The sequence below is a fragment of the Nitratireductor sp. GCM10026969 genome, assembly GCF_042660605.1.
In the GTDB taxonomy this organism is placed as follows: domain Bacteria; phylum Pseudomonadota; class Alphaproteobacteria; order Rhizobiales; family Rhizobiaceae; genus Chelativorans.
In genome coordinates, this window is the sequence record NZ_JBHSUM010000032.1 from 20,089 (window position 1) to 37,156 (window position 17,068).

Here is a 17,068-nt window from a genome sequence, read left to right on the forward strand (position 1 = left end):
AGGGGCGCGGAACATCCCGTGGGCTGCCGTCTCAGATCAATCCGTCGAGAATGAACGGCCGGTCCTCGACCGGTTTTTTCGGCTCCGGCGGCAGGGGCTCGCCGTCACGCTCGGCCTGCTCGCGCGCTTCGACGGCCGCCTCGTAGGGCGTGTCGAGGGGCGCCTTGCGGCCACAGGCGGTGAGCCCGAGCGCCAGGCCGAGCATCAGAAGGATAAGCGTTCCGCGGGCCGTCATTTGCCATCCGTTCCTGGTTGGTGAGCGTGCGGGGGTTTTAGCGGTTTTTCGCCCGCGTTGCATCCCGTTTCAGGCGCTTTCTCCAGGTGCGGATCTGGCGGCGTACTTCGGCGGGCGCGGTGCCGCCGAAGGAGGTGCGGCTTTTCACCGAATTCGCCACCGACAGGACGGAATAGACGCCGTCGTGGATGGCCGGATGAATCTGCTTGAGCGACTCGAGCGGCAGCTTCTCCAGGCCGCACTTCCGCTCTTCGGCGAGCGCTACGGCGCGGCCGGTCACGTGATGGGCCTCGCGGAAGGGCAGACCCGCCTCCCGGACCAGCCAGTCGGCGAGATCGGTGGCGGTGGAAAAGCCCGCTCCCGCCGCCTTCTTCATGGCCTGCTTGTTTACGTCCATGTCACCCACCATGCCGGTCATCGCGGCAAGCATCAGGTCCAGCGTCTCGGCGGCGTCGAAGACGGCTTCCTTGTCTTCCTGCATGTCCTTGGAATAGGCGAGCGGCAGGCCCTTCATCACCGTCAGCAGCGCCATCAGATGGCCGTTCACGCGGCCGGTCTTGGCGCGGATCAGCTCTGCGGCATCGGGGTTCTTCTTCTGCGGCATGATGGAAGAGCCGGTCGAGAAGGCGTCCGACAGGCGCACGAAGCCGAACTGCGGCGTCGACCAGATGACGATCTCTTCGGCCAGCCGCGAAAGATGCGTAGCACAGATGGCGGCTGTCGACAGGAACTCGAGCGCAAAGTCGCGGTCCGAGACCGTATCGATGGAATTGCGTGTTGGCTCGCGGAAGCCGAGTGCGCCCGCCGTCATGTGCCGGTCGATCGGAAAGCCGGTGCCGGCGAGCGCGGCCGCGCCCAGCGGGCATTCGTCGAGCCGCTCGATCGCGTCGCGCACGCGCGAGTGGTCACGGCCGAACATCTCCACATAGGCCATGAGGTGGTGGCCGAAGGTGACGGGCTGGGCGGCCTGGAGATGGGTGAAGCCCGGCATGACGCTCGCGGCGTGCTCCTCGGCGCGTGTCAGGAATGCCTCGATGAGGCCTGTCAGGGCCGCATCGATACGCTGTAACTCTTCCTTCACCCACAGGCGGAAGTCGACGCCCACCTGGTCGTTGCGCGAGCGCGCAGTGTGGAGCTTGCCGGCCACCGGCCCGACCAGTTCGGCGAGCCGCGCCTCCACATTCATGTGGATGTCCTCGAGTCGGGTGGAGAACTCGAATTCGCCGCGCTCGATCTCTGACAGGATCGTGTTGAGCCCGTGAGCGATCTTCTTTTCCTCTTCCGCCGATATTATGCCAGTTTGGGCCAGCATCGCGGCGTGGGCCAGGCTGCCGCGGATGTCCTGGGCGTAAAGCTTGCGGTCAAATCGAATAGAGGCGTTGATGGCTTCCATGACGGCGTCGGGGCCTGAGGCAAAACGTCCGCCCCACATGCGGTTGCTGGCTTTGTTTTCGCTCATCGTGATATCGGGCCTGGAGTGATGATTTAGGAAATGGCGGACATGATGCGGAACCTTCCAGCGCTTCGCCTGGTCGCGATCGCCGCGGCCGCTGGCATCGTCGCCGGGGTCACAAGCCTATACGTGATGGGTGGTCCCGATGGCAACACGGGCGAGACGGCACAGGCCGGCGCCTGTGCGGCGAACGCCGAGAAGGTCGCCGCCCTGGAGCCGGCGATCGGCGGCGAGGTGGCGGCCATGCTGCCCGCCGACCCGCCCCAGAGCATGAGCGACCTTGCCTTCAACGGACCGGACGGCGAGGCCATGACGGTGGCCGATCTTTCCGGCAAGACACTGCTGGTCAATCTCTGGGCCACCTGGTGCACCCCCTGCCGCGAAGAAATGCCGGCGCTCGACGCCCTGCAGCGGGAGAACGGCTCGGACAAGTTCGAGGTGGTGGCCGTGAATGTCGACCGGGGAAGCGACGAGAAGCCGAAAGCCTTCCTCGAGGAAATCGGGGTCGACTCACTCGCCTATTACCGCGACAATTCGATGGATGTCTTCAACACGTTGAAGACGCGCGGCCTCGCCCTCGGCCTGCCGGTGACCTTGCTGGTCGGCGAGGACGGCTGCCTTCTCGCGCATATGAACGGGCCGGCCGACTGGGCGAGCGTGGACGCAGTGACGCTCGTGCAGGCGGCAATGGGCGAGGGTGGGGGCTGAAGCCTTTCCCGTATTCGTCAGAACTTCAGCTTGAAACTGGCGGTGACCTTCTGCCGCGCGTTAAATTCGCCGAGCGCGGAGGAAATCGCATATTCGCCGTTGATGGTGGTGCTGTCGGAGAGGGCCCAATTCAACCCCGTTCGCGCGGAGAGCTTGCCGGACCGGCTGGTCGAGGCCGCGGCGAGGTCCTCAATCGACTCCGCAAAGGTAAGGGTGGTGCCGGACCGGCTCTTCATGGTGCGCGAGATCTCCAGCACGGCATGGGGCGAGACCTTCCCGAGATTGGTGCGCCTGGACGTCTCGCCGCGCAAGCCGAGTGTCAACTCGAGCGATTGGGCGGTTGAGGACGCGAAATAGACGCCGCTCGGGGTCCTGCAGGATCCGAAGTAGGTCTGCAGGTACTTGGCCTGTCCGTAGGACCGGAACCGTAGCTTGTCGCGCCGGAACGTGCGGCTATGGCGAGCCAGGCCGAAAACCTGGGTTGCCGGGCTACCCCCGGCGTCGAAGAAACCCGTGCCGTCCTGCCGGCGGAAAGTGCCGCGGGAGGCACCGACGGCCACATCGAGATAGGTGTCTGTCGCGGTCGTCAGGCTGCCGTAAAGCGTGTTGGAAAGATAGCGCGTCGCCAGCGTTCCCCCATCGCCGATGCCCGTCCGGTCGAACGCCATGCCGACGGCATTGCCCACCAGGAGGCGCCGGCCGAAGCGGGTATCCACGCCGAAGGCAAGGCCGTCGGTGTAGACCGTGGCAAACCGAGGCTTCTCGGCGCGGGCGCTGTCCAGCGTGACGTTGCCGCCGAACCAGACGGCCGTGCGCCGGGTGCGGCGCTCCTTCTCCGGAGCAAGGAGCCTCCTTGTCTCGAATGTGGCGCTGTTTTCCGGCGTGTCTCCGGAAAACCGCATGGCGAGCGTGCTTGCATTCAGATTGCGCCCGTCGAGGCGTGTGCCACGCGTGCGTTCGAGCCTGCCGCCGATCAGGTCCAGATGCCGCTCGGCATTTTTAATGCTTCTGGTTCTCAGCCCGGAAAGCACCGCTCTGCTCTCCGACAGGGCGGCCGTCGTGACAACCTCGTCGGCCGTGCCGTTCCGCATGCCGGCTGCCAAGGCGGCAGCAACCAGCCCGGCCATGATCAACTGTTTGGCAAATCCTGATGGAAACATTCACTCGACCGCTGCGTCCCCGACCGAGAGCGGACGATGCTTCCAATCCGTATCCGCCCCGGCCCATGTTCAACGGCTGCCAGTATAGTGATTTGCTGTATCGGATAACAGCGAATTTCCAAATGTAACACAATGTGTGAACGGGCATCGCGGCGATGCCTCTGATCGACGCGCGACCGAAACCGAGGCGACCTTTCGCGTTTGACAGGTCCGCTGCTATGCTGCGGCAGGAATTGAGCGGAGGGGATCGATGTCGCGCCTTGTCATTTCTGCCGCTTTCGGGCTTTTCAGCCTCATCGTTGGCGCGTCACACGCGGCGGAGGTCACGCTGTCGCTGCCGGGGGACGATTCGGTGGACCGCCGGACCGTCACGTATGAATGCGGCGATGCCGGAACGCTGGATGTCGAGTACATCAACGCCGGCAGCGTTTCCCTCGCGGTCTTTGCCCATGACGGCGAACCCGTCGTCGCCGCCAATGTGCTTGCCGCCTCGGGCGCGCGCTATGCCGGCGGCGTGTATGTCTGGTGGTCGAAGGGCAGGAACGGATCTCTCTACAATCTCATGCAGGGGGAGGATGCGGCTCCCGTGGCCGAATGCGAGGAGGCGCAGTAGGCGCAACGGGCTGCCGGATTCATATTCGCGGAACATGGTCGCGACGCGTGCCTTTCTGCATTAGTCTCGCATGATGCGGGGCAGACAAGCAAAGGGCACATTCATGGATTTGCGCACATTCCGCCGCGACCGAATCACCGCGCCGATCTTCAACTGGGCGTCGCGCATCATGCCGCCGATCTCCGAAACGGAGCGCGAGGCGATCGATGCCGGGACGGTGTGGTGGGATGGTGAGCTGTTCACCGGCAATCCGGACTGGAACGCACTTCTGACGATGCCGCCGGCCAGGCTCTCGGCCGAGGAACAGGCCTTCATGGACAATGAGGTCGCCGAGTTGTGCGGTCTCGTCGACGACTGGACGCTGAACTGGCGCGACCGGGATCTGGCGAAATCCGTCTGGGACCATATGCGCGCCAAGAAATTCTTCGGCATGATAATCCCGAAGAAATATGGTGGCCTGGGCTTCTCCAATACCGCCCATTCGGAGGTGGTGCGTACGGTCTCCTCGGCAAGCGTGGTGGCCGGTGTCACGGTGATGGTGCCGAACTCGCTGGGCCCCGGCGAGCTCCTGATGCATTTCGGCACCGACGAGCAACGCGACTACTGGCTGCCGCGGCTCGCTGACGGGCGTGAGATTCCGTGCTTCGGGCTCACCTCGCCGGACGCGGGCTCGGATGCCGCTGCGATGCAGGACACCGGCGTGGTCGAATACGGCACTTGGAAGGGCAGGAAGGTACTCGGCGTTCGGCTCAACTTCCACAAGCGCTACATCACGCTTGGACCCGTCGCCACGGTGATGGGGCTCGCCTTCAAGATGCGTGATCCGGGAAATCATCTCGGCCGCGGGGAGGAGCTGGGCATAACGGTGGCGCTGTTGCCGATGGATACGCCGGGTGTCAGCCATGGCGAGCGGCACATCCCGCTCTTCACCTTCTTCCAGAACGGGCCGCTCTACGGCAAGGACGTGTTCGTGCCGCTCGACCACATTCTGGGTGGCGAGGCGCAGATCGGCCAGGGTTGGACCATGCTGATGACCGCACTTGCCGCAGGGCGCAGCATCTCGCTGCCGTCGCAGTCGGCGGCCTCGGCGGCCATGAGCGCGCGGGCGAGCGGGGCTTATGCGCGGGTGCGCACGCAGTTCGGCGTGCCGATCGGCCTATTCGAGGGCGTTCAGGAACCGCTCGCCGAGCTTGCCGGCAACGCCTATCTCATAGACGCTGCGCGGCGGCTGACGGTCGCCGCCCTCGACGAGGGGCACCGGCCGTCGGTCCTTTCGGCCATCATGAAGTATCATGCGACGGAGCGCATGCGCCGCTCCTACACCCATGCGATGGACATCCACGGCGGCAAGGGCATCATCGAGGGCCCGCGCAACTATCTGGCCGCCGGCTATCGCTCCGTGCCCATCGGCATCACGGTGGAAGGTGCCAACATCCTGACGCGCAACCTGATGATCTTCGGACAGGGGGCGGTGCGCTCCCACCCCTATATGCTGAAAGAGATGCTCGCGCTCTCCGACGAGGACACGACGCGCGGGCTCGACGCCTTCGACCGCGCCTTCTGGGGCCATATAGGCCATGCGCTGAAGACGGCGGGCCGCGCTTTCCTGCGTGGCTGGTCGGGCGGCCGCATCGGTCCCGCGCCGCGAAACGCGGCACTGCCGCACCATTTCAAGCGCCTGTCGCGCCACGCCGCGGCCTTCGCGCTGACAGCGGACCTGGCGCTGTTGACCCTGGGCGGTGCGCTGAAGCGCAAGGAGCTGATTTCGGCAAGACTGGGGGATGTCCTGGCCGAGCTCTACCTGCTTGGTGCCGTGCTGAAGCGCTTCGAGGACGAGGGCCGGCAGGCGGAAGACCGGCCCATCGTCGACTATCTCATGCAGCAGGGCGAAAGCCGTATCGGCGCCGCCTTCAAGGGCGTTCTCGACAACCTGCCGGCGCGCTGGGCCGCGTGGCTGGCGCGCGCCATCGCCTTCCCTTTCGGCGTGCCTGAACCCGTGCCATCAGACCGGCAGATCGGCAAGTTGGCGGAGATCCTGATGAAACCTTCCGCCCAGCGCGAGCGACTCGCCCCGGACCTTTATCTGGGGGAAGGCCACGCGGAGCATCCGATCAAGGATCTGGAGGCCGCCTTCGCCCTGGTGGTGGAGGCCGCCCCCATCGAGAAGAAGTTGCGCGAGGCGCGCATCGACGATCTGCAGGAAGCGCGCGACAAAGGCGTCATTTCTGAGGGCGAGTTCGCCCGGCTGACCGAAGTCAGGACGGCGGTGGAAAAGGTTGTTGCCGTCGACGCTTTCCCTATGGACGAAATCTCGCCGACGGCGGGCCAGCACAGGAGGACAAAGAGGACGGGCACCCGTGCCCGCCGGCAAAGGCAGCCGGCGCAGTAAGCGCCCGCTCCCCCGCTGGCTGGTAGGCATCAGCTTTCTTAGCTCTCGCCATCATGGGCCATGCGGGAATCCGCGGGCGCCTCAGCTCGCTCATGCATGCCGTAGGCGCGCACGACATGCGCGATCCGAAGCCGGTAATTCTCGAAAATGCGGCTACGCCCGGCGGCTTGCGCTGCGCGATGTTCCTGCGTGTTGCGCCACGCCCTGACGGCCGCCTCGTCGCGCCAGAAGGAGAGCGACAGGATGCGGCCGGGTTCGCTCAAGCTCTGGAATCGCTCGATCGAGATGAAGCCGTCTATGCCGTCGAGTAACGGGCGAAGCTCGGCGGCGACTTCCAGATAAGCCTCGCGTTGCCCTGCCGCCGGCTCCACTTCGAAGATCACCGCGATCATGGCCTTGCGCTCTCGCCATGGGGGGCTGACGCGAGCTTCAGGAAAATCCGGTCCTCCCTGAGGATGAACCGCTCGCGCTTTGCGAACTCGTAGTTCTCGCGCCCGAGCGGGTCGGCGGCAAGCCGTGCGCGATAGGCTTCGTAATCGGCAAGACTGGCGATGTTGTAGACGCCGTAGGCGGTCGTGGCCGAGCCTTCATGTGGCGCGAAATAACCGATGAGATCGGCGCCCGCGCGCGGGATCGCCTCACCCCAGTTACGGGCATACCGTTCAAACACATCACGCTTGAACGGGTCGATCTCGTAGCGGATGAAACAGGTGATGGGCATTGGTCTCTCCGTTTGCACTCAAGGCTCGTCGCTAGCGCCAGAAGGGCTTCCTGCATTCGCGGGGCCATCCTTCGGTGTCAGGCCGATATCGGCCAGAAGATGCCGATTGAGCTCCACCAGGTGCCATCGCTGCCGCCGCCGTTCTTCGGCGCGAAGGAGCAAGGCGCGAGGATAACCTGCAGTCGGTGCGAGCGTGTGCGCACGTCGGTGGGCGTGCTGTGTCGCCGCAGGAAGGCCATATCCGGCATTGCCTTGCCCCTTCGCAAGGCGTAGTAGCAGTTGTGGGGTGTGGATAGTTCGTTTACGGTCGAACTATGAAGGCAGGAACCGACATTGCACAGATCGGCAGCCTCGTAGGCGATCCGGCGCGCGCCAACATGCTGGCCGCGCTCATGGGCGGGGTTGCCCTGACGGCAAGCGAGCTTGCGCAAGAGGCGGGCGTGTCCCTGCCTACGGCGAGCGCGCATCTGGCGAAGCTGACAGACGGTGGGCTCATCACCGTGGCGAGGCAAGGCCGGCACCGCTACTACGCGCTCGCCGAGCCGCGCGTCGCGGCGATGCTGGAAAGTATCATGGGCATTGCGGCGGAGCTCGGGCCGAAGCGCGTTTCGCCCGGTCCGCGCGACCGCGCCATGCGCGATGCGCGTATTTGCTACGATCATCTGGCGGGCGAGGCGGGCGTCGCCATGCTCGACAGTTTCGTCCGGCGGGGCTTCATCGAACTTGCCGAGGGGCAGCCTTTACTGAGCGGAACCGGCGCCGCGTTCTTCGCGCGCCTGGAGATCGACCTGGAGGACCTGCGCCGCAAGAGACGGCCTTTGTGCAGGACCTGCCTCGATTGGAGCGTGCGGCGCGCGCATCTGGCCGGTGGTCTGGGTGCGGCGCTGCTCGAGCGCATCCTGACGAAAGGCTGGGCACGGCGGGAGCAGAACAGCCGCGTTATTCGATTTACGCCCATGGGGCGGCGCGAATTCGAGGTCTTCCTGCGCTAGGCTCCTGGGGCCACGCGATTCTAAACGCGCGTCAGCGCGTCGGCACCGGCGGATCCTCGCGGTAGTCGTAGAAGCCGCGGCCCGATTTGCGGCCGAGCCAGCCGGCCTCGACATATTTCACCAGCAGGGGGCACGGACGGTATTTGGAATCGGCCAGCCCCTCGTAGAGCACCTGCATGATGGAGAGGCAGGTGTCGAGGCCGATGAAGTCGGCAAGCTGCAGCGGGCCCATCGGATGGTTGGCGCCGAGCTTCATGGCAGTATCGATCGCCTCGACCGAGCCGACGCCCTCGTAAAGCGTGTAGATCGCTTCGTTGATCATCGGCAACAGGATGCGGTTGACGATGAAGGCGGGGAAGTCCTCCGCCACGGTGATGGTCTTGTCGAGGCTTTCGACGAAACCGCGGGCGGTCTCGAAGGTCACGTCCTCGGTGGCGATACCGCGCACCAGCTCCACCAGCTTCATCACCGGCACCGGGTTCATGAAGTGGATGCCGATGAAGCGCTCGGCGCGGTCGGTCTGGGAGGCAAGCCGCGTGATCGAAATGGAGGAGGTGTTGGTGGCGAGCAGCGCTTCCGGGTTCAGGATCGGGCAGAGCTGGGCGAAGATCTTGCGCTTGATCGTCTCGTCCTCGGTGGCCGCCTCGATGACGAGGTCGGCGTCGGCGAGATCCTCCAGCACCTTTGCCGGGGTGATCTTGCCCAGCGCCTGTTGCCGGGTGCGGTCCTCCAGCTTTCCGGAGGAAACCTGGCGCGCCATGTTGCCGCTGATGGTGGCGATCCCGGCTTCGATCCGTTCGGAAGAAATGTCGTAGAGCTTCACGTGATAGCCGGCCAGCGCGGCTACATGCGCAATGCCGCTTCCCATCTGCCCGGCGCCGACGATGCCTACCGTCTCGATCTTGCCCGTCATGTCACTGATCCTGTCGCAGGGCTCTGCGCCCGTTCACGAGGTTGCAGCGCAACCTAAAAGGGCGGGGCGACCGCGTCCACCCCGCCCTTCGTGAATTGTGCATGCAGTTACTTGATTGTCAAAGCGCCTTTTCGAGTTCCGGCAGGGCTTCGAAGAGGTCGGCGACGAGTCCGTAATCGGCGACCTGGAATATCGGCGCCTCCTCGTCCTTGTTGATGGCGACGATCACCTTGGAGTCCTTCATGCCGGCCAGATGCTGGATGGCGCCGGAGATGCCGCAGGCAATGTAGAGATCGGGTGCCACAACCTTGCCGGTCTGGCCCACCTGCCAGTCGTTCGGCGCATAGCCGGCATCGACCGCCGCGCGGGACGCACCGACGGCCGCACCGAGCTTATCGGCCACCGGCAGGATGACCTCCTCGAACTTCTCCGCCGAGCCGAGCGCCCGGCCGCCGGAGATGATGATCCTGGCGGAGGTCAGCTCCGGGCGGTCGCTTTCCTCGATCCTGTTTTCAACGAAGCTGGAAAGGCCGGGATCGTCCGCGGCGCCGACCGTCTCGACCGGAGCGGAACCGCCTGCCTCCGCCGGCTGGAAAGATGCCGTGCGCACGGTGATCACCCGTTTGGCGTCGGTCGATTCCACCGTCTGGACCGCGTTGCCGGCATAGCTCGGACGCTTGAAGGTCGCTGCATTCACCACCTCGATGATGTCGGAGACCTGCATGACGTCGAGCAGGGCCGCCACGCGCGGCATGACGTTCTTGCCCGTCGTGGTGGCCGGCGCGATCAACGTATCGTAGCCTTCCGCCAGCGAGAGGATGGTGGCGGCCAGCGGCTCGGCCAGGCGCTGGGCGAGCGGGTCGGCTTCGGCGAGCAGCACCTTGCGCACGCCGGCAAGTCCTGCCGCGGCTTCCGCCGCCGCCTTGGCGTCGTTTCCGGCCACCAGAATGTCGATATCGGGGCCGATCGCCGCGGCCGCGCTCAGCGCCTTGGCGGTTTGCTCGGAGAGTGACTGATTGTCGTGTTCGGCGATGAGAAGAATAGCCATCTGTCGTCTTACTCCCGATTTAGAGCACGCCGGCTTCGTTCTTGAGCTTCTCGACGAGCTCGGCGACGGAGCCCACCTTGACCCCGGCCTTGCGGCCCGCGGGCTCCTCCGTCTTGAGGACCTTGAGCCGGGTCTTCACCTCGACGCCGTAGTCGGCCGGGCTCTTCTGGTCGAGCGGCTTCTTCTTGGCCTTCATGATGTTGGGCAGCGAGGCATAGCGCGGCTCGTTGAGCCGGAGATCGGTGGTGACGATGGCCGGCAGCTTGAGCGACACGACCTGCAGGCCGCCGTCGACCTCGCGCGTGACCGTCGCCTTCTCGCCGTCGATCTCCACTTTCGAGGCGAACGTGCCCTGGGCCCAGCCGAGAAGGGCTGCCAGCATCTGGCCGGTCTGGTTGGAATCGTCGTCGATCGCCTGCTTGCCGAGAATGATCAATCCCGGTTTCTCCTCCTCGGCGATACCCTTCAGGATCTTGGCCACATCCAGCGGCTCCACCGCCTCGTCCGACTTGACGAGCACGGCGCGGTCGGCGCCCATGGCGAGCGCGGTGCGGAGCGTCTCCTGCGCCTTGTCCGGTCCGATGGAGACGGCGACGATTTCCTCGGCCTTGCCGGCTTCCCTGAGGCGGAGCGCTTCCTCGACGGCGATCTCGTCGAACGGGTTCATCGCCATCTTCACGTTGGCCAGTTCGACACCGGAACCATCCGCTTTCACCCGCGGCTTCACATTCGCGTCGATGACCCGCTTCACCGGTACGAGGATCTTCATGCGCATTCCTTTCTCAACTGTGCGGTCTGGCGCTGAATAGCAGCGCGCGCGCCGCTTCGATGGCCGATTTCCGCCACGCTCCGGGGAAATTGAAACAGCGCGCCCGCCTCTAGAACAATGGACCTTTCGCCGCAAGCCGCCGGACCGTAGTGAGCCTTTACGCGGACGTCAATATATCGGGCGCGAAGGCGCGAACCCGGCGGGCGGAGACGTGCTGCGGCCGTCACGAGCGTTCGATCTGCGCCGCCTCCGGCGCAACGATCCGACGGTCGAAAAGCGGGACGCCGCGCCGGCGCATCGGCACGACGAGGATCGTGCCGGCGACGATGCCGCCGATATGCGCGGCCCAGGAGACCTGGTTTTCCTCGTCGACCACGAACATGAAGAATTGCGTGCCGATCCACACGACAAGCGCCAGCCAGGCCGGCACGCGCAGGGGGATGCGCGCGAAGGCGAGCACCCACAGCTTCACGCGCGGATGAAGGATGAGATAAGCGGCGATGACGCCGGCCACCGCGCCCGAAGCGCCGATGAGCGGCGCCTGGGATTCGGGCATGACCATGCCGTGGAAGGCCGCGCCGGCCACGGTGCAGGCCAGATAGAAGATCAGGTAGCGCAGGTGGCCGAGGGCGTCCTCGACATTGTCGCCGAATACCCAGAGAAACAGCATGTTGCCGCCGAGATGCAAGAGATCGGCGTGCAGGAACGAATAGGTGATGTATGTGAACGGGGTCGGCACCAGATCGAGCTCCGGCGGCAGGACCGCCAGGTCGTAGGCAACGGAGGGAATGTAGCCGAGGCTCAAGGCGGTCGCCTGCGCCAGGCCGGTGCCGCCGAGCGATATGGCGCACCAGACCAGAAAGTTGAGGCCGATAATGCCGAGCGTCACATATTGATACCGGATGTGTTTCAGCCGGTTGGCGTCATGGAGCGGTATGAACATGCCTGCCTGTCCCCCACCCGCCGTCAGCGGTTTTCGCCCGGCACCCACAGCACGTCACCGGCGCCGTTGCCGTTGGCCGCGCGGGCGGCGACGAAGAGGAAGTCGGAAACGCGGTTCATGTAGCTGATCGCCTCGCTGCCGACCGTTTCCCCGGGGGTACGGCTCAGCTCCACCATGAGCCTTTCGGCGCGGCGGGCGACCGTGCGGGCGAGGTGCAGGACGGCGGCGGCCGGCGAGCCGCCCGGAAGGACGAAGGATCGAAGTGGCGCGAGGTCGGCATTCAGCGTGTCGATGTCGCGCTCCAGACGCTCCACCTGTGCGGCGACGATGCGCAGGGGATCGTGGCCGGGCCTGGTCCCCGTCTCGGGTGTCGAGAGGTCGGCGCCAAGGTCGAACAGATCGTTCTGCACCCGCGCCAGCATCGCGTCGATCCCGGGATGCTCGGCGGCGGTGTGGATGCGCGCCATGCCGATGCAGGCATTGGTCTCGTCGACGGTGCCGAAGGCGGCGACCCGCAAATCCGATTTGAGGCGGCGCTCGCCCGTGGTCAGGCCCGTCGTGCCGCTGTCGCCGGTGCGGGTATAGATCTTGTTGAGCTTCACCATCGCCGCGCCTTCCGCTCAGTTGCTGGCCTGACTGTACCACAGCGCCAGTACGACGAGGACGATCGCTACCGCCTGCAGCGCGACGCGGGCCTGCATCAGCTTGTTGGACGTGTTGCCGGAGCCGCCGCGCAACATGTTGATGAGACCGCGGATCAGTACGAAGACGACCGCCACCATGACGGCGACGGCCAGGATGTTGAAGATGGTGGACATGGTTTCCTGCTTTGTTTCCTGGGAGGGACGGGCACCTGGGTCATGCCTGGGTGGCGAGCAGCCGGTAAAGGGCGGCGGCGGGCATGAAGCGCTTCATCGCCACGCCGATCTTCGCCGGCAAGGTTACGACATAGTGCGGCCGCGGGCGCGGGTTAACAAGCGCCTGGTGCAAAACCTTGTAAACCGCCTCCGGCCCGAGCTTGAGGCGTGAGGGGCGTCCGCCGCCCTCCAGCCGCGCAAGCTGCGCCTGATAGGCCGCGCGGTGGACCGAATTCTCCACGTCGATATGGCGCTGGAACCAGTAGAGCCCGTTGGTGGCGATCTTCGATCGCACGGGCCCGGGTTCGATGAGCGAGACATGGATGCCCGATCCGGCAAGCTCGGCACGCATGCACAGCATCAGCCCTTCGAGCGCGTGCTTGGAAGCCGCATAGGCGCCGCGATAGGTGACCGGCACGAGGCCGAGGATAGACGAGCAGTGGACGAGACGGCCATGACCCTGGGAACGCATGATGGGCACGATGCGGCATGTGAGATCGTGCCAGCCGAAGAAATTGGCCTCGAACTGCTCGCGCAGGACGTCGACGGACAGGTCTTCGACGGCGCCGGCCTGGGCGTAGGCGCCGTTGTTGAACAGCGCATCGAGGCGGCCGCCGGTGCGCGACAGCACGTTTTCGACGAGGGCGGCGATCGAAGCGGGTTCCCGGTAATCGAGGTAAAAGGCCTCGATCCCGTCGTCTTCGAGCAGGCGGATGTCTTCGGGCTTGCGCGCCGTCGCAAAAACGCGCCAGCCGTCCTTTTTCAGGGCGTGGGCGCAATGGGCGCCGATACCGGAGGACGCGCCGGTCACGAGGATGGTCCCGTTCTTGTTCATCGGGGCTGCTTTTCCGCGATGGCAGGTTGCCTTACAGGGTACGGGTTTCACATATTAGGCCCGGCAAGACAAACGGCTATTCGGAACGCGATGTCATTCGAGGCGACAAGGTGCACTGGTTCAAGGCGCTGAGGCAGATCGGAGGAGATGCCTTCGGCCATTTCAACCAGGACGACGGCTGGGCGATGGCCAGCCATCTTGCCGTCAGCGCCATAATGGCGCTGTTTCCGTTTCTCATCTTCGCGACGGCGCTTGCCAGTTTCCTGGGCGCGCAGGCTTTCTCGGAAACGGCAGTGCACCTCGTCTTCGATACTTGGCCCGAGGAAGTGGCCGAGCCGATCGCAGCCGAGGTCGTTAGCGTCTTGAGCGTGCGGCGCGGGGACGTTTTGACCTTCGGCGTGATCGTCGCAGGGCTCTTCGCATCCAACGGGGTGGAAGCCTTGCGCCTGTCGTTGAACCGGGCGTACCGGGTGGTCGAGCACCGGTCCTTCATCCGCCTGCGGCTGCAAAGCCTCTTGTTCGTCCTCATAGCGACGGCGGGCTTCCTGACGATCAGCCTGCTCCTGGTGGTCGCGCCGGTCGTGGCTGAGGTGGCGGCGGCGCGGCTGGAATGGATCGAGCCCTATATGGGTACCATCACCTTCTGGCGCTATGTGGTTGCGGTGACGGTGCTGATCTCGGCGCTGACGGCCATTCACATGTGGCTGCCGGCCGGGCGGCGTACGATGTTGGACATCCTGCCCGGCATCATCTTCACGCTTTTCGGATGGCTCGCCGGCTCCAGCGTTTTCGCCGCCTATCTGTCGCGCTTCAGCAGCTATGCCAACACCTATGCGGGGCTGGCCTCGATCATGGTCGCGGTGGTCTTCCTCTACATCATCTCGGTGGTGTTCATCCTCGGCGGCGAGCTCAACGCCGCCATCATGCGTTATCGCGGAACGCGCCTGACGAGCGAGGGCTGAACCGTCGCCAGCGCCACGCCGAGCGTGGTGATCACCATGCCGATGATCTGCAACGGCGTTAGCGTCTCGCCGAACAGCGCCCAGGCCATCACCGCCGTGACCGCGGGGACGAGGTAGAAGAGGGAGGCGACGCGCGCGACCGCACCCTTGCGGATCAGCACCATGAGCAGGAAAATCGCCCCCAGCGAGAGCACGAGCACCAGCCACGCCATGGCGAAGATCAGTTCACCCGTGAGCACGAAGTGCTGGTTCTCGAAAAGGAGGGAGGCCGGGAAGGCGACCAGCCAACCGCCCAGATACTGATAGAGCGTGCCGGTGATCAGGTCGGCATTGGTGACGAAGCGCTTCTGCCAGACCGTGCCGATGCTCATGGCGAGAACGGCGACAAGGCCTGCGCCGACGGTCGCGGCTGTCACGCCGCCCGTCACGTCGCCGAGCTTCGGCGACAGGACGACGGCCACGCCGACAAGCCCCACCGCGAGCCCCAGCCAAAGCCGCCGGTCCACGGTTTCGCCGGCTATCGCTCCGGCCATGACGGCGGTCAGCAGAGGCTGCAGCCCGATGATGAGACCGGCGAGACCGGCCGGCAGGCCGTGGCGGATCGCCCAGAAGACGCCGCCCAGATAGACGCCGTGCATCAGCATGCCGGCGATGCCGGCGTGAAGGGCCGTGCGCGGCGCCATCCTGCGCGCACCCATTACGGGGATGAGCAGCAGAAGCAGCGCGAAGCTCAGGGCGAAGCGCACCCACAGAAACGTGAAGGGTTCCGCCCAGGGCATGGCGTAGCGCGCGCCGATGAAGCCGGTGGCCCATAACAGGACGAACAGGGCGGGAATGGCTTTCTCGGCGGTGGCCATGGCAGATCCGGAGACTTCAACGAGGGGTGCTTTTGCGTGTTTGCGGGCGGCAAGGAAAGCGAAAGTTTTCAATGGCAATGTCAATGGTGCTGAAGATCGGGAGAACTGGCCCAGGGTGACGGCACAATGCTGATGAAGCTCGATACCACCTGGCTGGTCTTCGCCGTCGCGACCGTGGCGATGCTCGCCTACATGTTTGCCATCGCGCTGCGCTCGCTTCTGGAGGAAGCAGGCTTCGGCCCGGTCCTCGGCGCCGCCATCATCACCTGCGGCTTCTTCGGAGCGATCCAGGCGGTCAACTTTCAGGGCGTGCGCTTCCAGACCATGCTGGAGGCGGCGATCGCCGGACTGGCAGGCGCCTTCGTCCTCTATCTCGTTCTGGTGCTTCTAAAACTGGTACTGGATCGCCTGGTCTAGCCCCACCATACGCAGGATGTCGCCGGGCGAGGTGCCGGCGGAACGCAGGGCGGCGATCCCCGTGTCCCCCCGGCTCTTGGATAGCTTGCGCCCGTCCTCGTCCAGGACGAGGGCATGATGGTGGTAAGCCGGGACCGGCAGGCCGAGCAGTTCCTGCAGCAGGCGGTGAACGGCGGTGGCGTGGAACAGGTCGCGCCCGCGCACCACATGGGTGATGCCCTGCAGCGCATCGTCGACGACGACCGCCAGATGATAGCTCGCCGGCATCTCCTTGCGGGCGATCACGACGTCGCCCCAGAGCTCCGGGCGGGCGGAGACGCGGCCGGTATCGCCGTCGGGACCGGCGCCGCTCTCCTCCCAGAAGAGCGGCTGGCCGACATGGCTTGCCGCGGCCTTCATATCGAACCGCCAGGCGAATGGATCGCCCGCGTCCATGCGCCGCCGGCGCTCCGCCTCGGAATGCTGCCGGTCGACGGGGGGAAAGAGGGGGGCGCCGTCGGGGTCGCGCGGCCAGGCGGAGCCGTCGGCTTCGGCCTCGGCGACATAGGCGCGCGCTTCGCCGCGGCTCATGAAGGAGGGATAGACGATCTCGGCATCGACCAGGCGCTCCAGGGCCTGCGCATAGTCGTCGAAGTTCTCCGACTGGCGGCGCACCGGCTCTTCCCATTCCAGGCCGAGCCAGGCGAGATCGCGATAGATCGCCTGCTCCAGTTCCGGCGTGCAGCGCGTGACGTCGATGTCCTCGATGCGCAGCAGGAAGCGGCCGCCGGCGGCGCGCGCCATGGCGAAGTTGAGCAGCGCCGAATAGGCATGGCCCAGATGCAGGGCGCCATTGGAACTGGGGGCGAAGCGGAAGACAGGAGACGTCATGAGCCGCGCAGGAAACGGATTGTGGTCGCCATCGTGTCGTTGCTAGAGGTTTTGAGGGACTATGGATGGTGCCGGGCCGGGCCGCAAGGACCAAGACATGCAACGTATCGACACTGTGGAGGATCTTGCGCGCGGGCTCGATGCGCTGGTGGTGATCGATCCCCGGCTGGGAGCGGTGCGGGCGGCGGCGGGCCCGGTGCCGCTTCGGCGCAGTGCGCCCGGCTTCGAGAGCCTCGTCTCCGTCATCGTCTCGCAGCAGGTCTCGCGGGCAAGCGCCGACGCCATCTTCAAACGGCTCAGCGCCAGGATCGATCCGCTGCTGCCGA

General features: G+C 65.4%; 22 protein-coding genes and 1 pseudogene. 7 read left to right on the forward strand and 16 right to left on the reverse strand.

All coding sequences use genetic code 11. The annotated features are described in order from the left end of the window. Positions 1–31 precede the first annotated feature (31 nt). Together lptM and argH are read right to left on the reverse strand one after the other, a co-directional pair. Positions 32–235, reverse strand: coding sequence for an LPS translocon maturation chaperone LptM (gene lptM, locus ACFP9U_RS09575; RefSeq protein ID WP_322453780.1), 204 nt, complete (start codon positions 233–235; stop codon positions 32–34). 37 nt (positions 236–272) lie between these two features. Continuing rightward, on the reverse strand, positions 273–1,694 hold the full coding sequence (gene argH, locus ACFP9U_RS09580; RefSeq protein WP_378620909.1) for an argininosuccinate lyase: 1,422 nt from the start codon (positions 1,692–1,694) through the stop codon (positions 273–275). Positions 1,695–1,727: 33 nt separating this feature from the next. Here argH and tlpA point away from each other — a divergent pair, with 33 nt between their 5' ends. Next, the gene (tlpA, locus tag ACFP9U_RS09585) at positions 1,728–2,396 is read left to right on the forward strand and encodes a thiol:disulfide interchange protein TlpA (protein ID WP_378620911.1); all 669 of its coding nucleotides are present in this window, start codon (positions 1,728–1,730) and stop codon (positions 2,394–2,396) included. A gap of 17 nt (positions 2,397–2,413) precedes the next feature. Here tlpA and ACFP9U_RS09590 read toward each other — a convergent pair whose 3' ends face one another. After that, entirely contained in the window at positions 2,414–3,523 is a 1,110-nt protein-coding gene (locus ACFP9U_RS09590; RefSeq protein ID WP_378620912.1) for an autotransporter outer membrane beta-barrel domain-containing protein, read from the reverse strand. A gap of 283 nt (positions 3,524–3,806) precedes the next feature. On the opposite strand from ACFP9U_RS09590, the gene ACFP9U_RS09595 reads away from it, so the two are divergent. Beyond that, positions 3,807–4,169, forward strand: a complete 363-nt coding sequence (locus ACFP9U_RS09595) for an MliC family protein (RefSeq protein WP_378620914.1) — start codon at positions 3,807–3,809, stop codon at positions 4,167–4,169. A 103-nt stretch (positions 4,170–4,272) separates the two neighbouring features. Next, positions 4,273–6,558 (forward strand): acyl-CoA dehydrogenase, encoded by a 2,286-nt coding sequence (locus tag ACFP9U_RS09600; RefSeq protein ID WP_378620915.1) that lies wholly within the window; start codon positions 4,273–4,275, stop codon positions 6,556–6,558. 38 nt (positions 6,559–6,596) lie between these two features. Here the strand turns inward: ACFP9U_RS09600 and ACFP9U_RS09605 are convergent, their stop codons facing one another. Genes ACFP9U_RS09605 through ACFP9U_RS09620 form a run of 4 tightly spaced genes read right to left on the reverse strand, consistent with a single transcriptional unit; the run spans position 6,597 to position 7,527 of the window. Continuing rightward, a complete protein-coding gene (locus ACFP9U_RS09605) occupies positions 6,597–6,950 on the reverse strand; it encodes an antibiotic biosynthesis monooxygenase family protein (protein ID WP_378620917.1) in 354 nt (117 codons plus the stop codon). Next, a complete protein-coding gene (locus ACFP9U_RS09610) occupies positions 6,947–7,279 on the reverse strand; it encodes an NIPSNAP family protein (RefSeq protein WP_378620918.1) in 333 nt (110 codons plus the stop codon). The genes ACFP9U_RS09605 and ACFP9U_RS09610 overlap by 4 nt, the downstream gene beginning before the upstream one ends. 18 nt (positions 7,280–7,297) lie before the next feature. Next, a complete protein-coding gene (locus ACFP9U_RS09615; protein ID WP_378620946.1) occupies positions 7,298–7,399 on the reverse strand; it encodes a hypothetical protein in 102 nt (33 codons plus the stop codon). Then, positions 7,357–7,527, reverse strand: a complete 171-nt coding sequence (locus tag ACFP9U_RS09620) for a hypothetical protein (RefSeq protein WP_378620948.1) — start codon at positions 7,525–7,527, stop codon at positions 7,357–7,359. The genes ACFP9U_RS09615 and ACFP9U_RS09620 overlap by 43 nt, the downstream gene beginning before the upstream one ends. A 66-nt stretch (positions 7,528–7,593) precedes the next feature. Between ACFP9U_RS09620 and ACFP9U_RS09625 the strand changes: the two genes are divergently transcribed. After that, positions 7,594–8,271, forward strand: a complete 678-nt coding sequence (locus tag ACFP9U_RS09625) for an ArsR/SmtB family transcription factor (protein WP_378620920.1) — start codon at positions 7,594–7,596, stop codon at positions 8,269–8,271. Between the two features lie 31 nt (positions 8,272–8,302). Here the strand turns inward: ACFP9U_RS09625 and ACFP9U_RS09630 are convergent, their stop codons facing one another. From ACFP9U_RS09630 to ACFP9U_RS09660, 7 genes are all read right to left on the reverse strand, one after another. Continuing rightward, positions 8,303–9,184, reverse strand: a complete 882-nt coding sequence (locus tag ACFP9U_RS09630; RefSeq protein WP_378620921.1) for a 3-hydroxybutyryl-CoA dehydrogenase — start codon at positions 9,182–9,184, stop codon at positions 8,303–8,305. A 118-nt stretch (positions 9,185–9,302) separates the two neighbouring features. Next, on the reverse strand, positions 9,303–10,232 hold the full coding sequence (locus tag ACFP9U_RS09635) for an electron transfer flavoprotein subunit alpha/FixB family protein (RefSeq protein WP_378620923.1): 930 nt from the start codon (positions 10,230–10,232) through the stop codon (positions 9,303–9,305). Positions 10,233–10,251: 19 nt separating this feature from the next. Then, positions 10,252–11,001 (reverse strand): electron transfer flavoprotein subunit beta/FixA family protein, encoded by a 750-nt coding sequence (locus ACFP9U_RS09640; RefSeq protein ID WP_378620924.1) that lies wholly within the window; start codon positions 10,999–11,001, stop codon positions 10,252–10,254. A gap of 223 nt (positions 11,002–11,224) precedes the next feature. Beyond that, complete coding sequence (locus ACFP9U_RS09645) at positions 11,225–11,944, reverse strand: rhomboid family intramembrane serine protease (RefSeq protein WP_378620926.1); 720 nt, start codon at positions 11,942–11,944, stop codon at positions 11,225–11,227. 23 nt (positions 11,945–11,967) lie between these two features. Next, entirely contained in the window at positions 11,968–12,549 is a 582-nt protein-coding gene (locus ACFP9U_RS09650) for a cob(I)yrinic acid a,c-diamide adenosyltransferase (RefSeq protein ID WP_378620928.1), read from the reverse strand. Between the two features lie 15 nt (positions 12,550–12,564). Further along, positions 12,565–12,762, reverse strand: a complete 198-nt coding sequence (locus ACFP9U_RS09655) for a twin transmembrane helix small protein (RefSeq protein ID WP_322453765.1) — start codon at positions 12,760–12,762, stop codon at positions 12,565–12,567. A gap of 40 nt (positions 12,763–12,802) precedes the next feature. Next, positions 12,803–13,636: an SDR family oxidoreductase gene (locus tag ACFP9U_RS09660; RefSeq protein WP_378620930.1), complete on the reverse strand. Its 834-nt coding sequence runs from the start codon at positions 13,634–13,636 to the stop codon at positions 12,803–12,805. A 110-nt stretch (positions 13,637–13,746) separates the two neighbouring features. On the opposite strand from ACFP9U_RS09660, the gene ACFP9U_RS09665 reads away from it, so the two are divergent. Then, the gene (locus ACFP9U_RS09665) at positions 13,747–14,598 is read left to right on the forward strand and encodes a YihY/virulence factor BrkB family protein (protein WP_378620932.1); all 852 of its coding nucleotides are present in this window, start codon (positions 13,747–13,749) and stop codon (positions 14,596–14,598) included. On the opposite strand, the gene ACFP9U_RS09670 is transcribed toward ACFP9U_RS09665, so the two are convergent. After that, on the reverse strand, positions 14,565–15,455 hold the full coding sequence (locus tag ACFP9U_RS09670; protein ID WP_378620934.1) for a DMT family transporter: 891 nt from the start codon (positions 15,453–15,455) through the stop codon (positions 14,565–14,567). The two genes, ACFP9U_RS09665 and ACFP9U_RS09670, sit on opposite strands and share 34 nt — an antisense overlap. A 126-nt stretch (positions 15,456–15,581) precedes the next feature. Here ACFP9U_RS09670 and ACFP9U_RS09675 point away from each other — a divergent pair, with 126 nt between their 5' ends. Further along, a complete protein-coding gene (locus ACFP9U_RS09675; protein WP_378620936.1) occupies positions 15,582–15,872 on the forward strand; it encodes a hypothetical protein in 291 nt (96 codons plus the stop codon). Here ACFP9U_RS09675 and gluQRS read toward each other — a convergent pair. Continuing rightward, positions 15,843–16,742: a tRNA glutamyl-Q(34) synthetase GluQRS gene (gene gluQRS, locus ACFP9U_RS09680; RefSeq protein WP_378620938.1), complete on the reverse strand. Its 900-nt coding sequence runs from the start codon at positions 16,740–16,742 to the stop codon at positions 15,843–15,845. The genes ACFP9U_RS09675 and gluQRS overlap by 30 nt on opposite strands. Positions 16,743–16,839: 97 nt before the next feature. On the opposite strand from gluQRS, the pseudogene ACFP9U_RS09685 reads away from it, so the two are divergent. After that, a pseudogene (locus ACFP9U_RS09685) lies at positions 16,840–17,068 on the forward strand (DNA-3-methyladenine glycosylase 2 family protein); the annotation flags it as partial.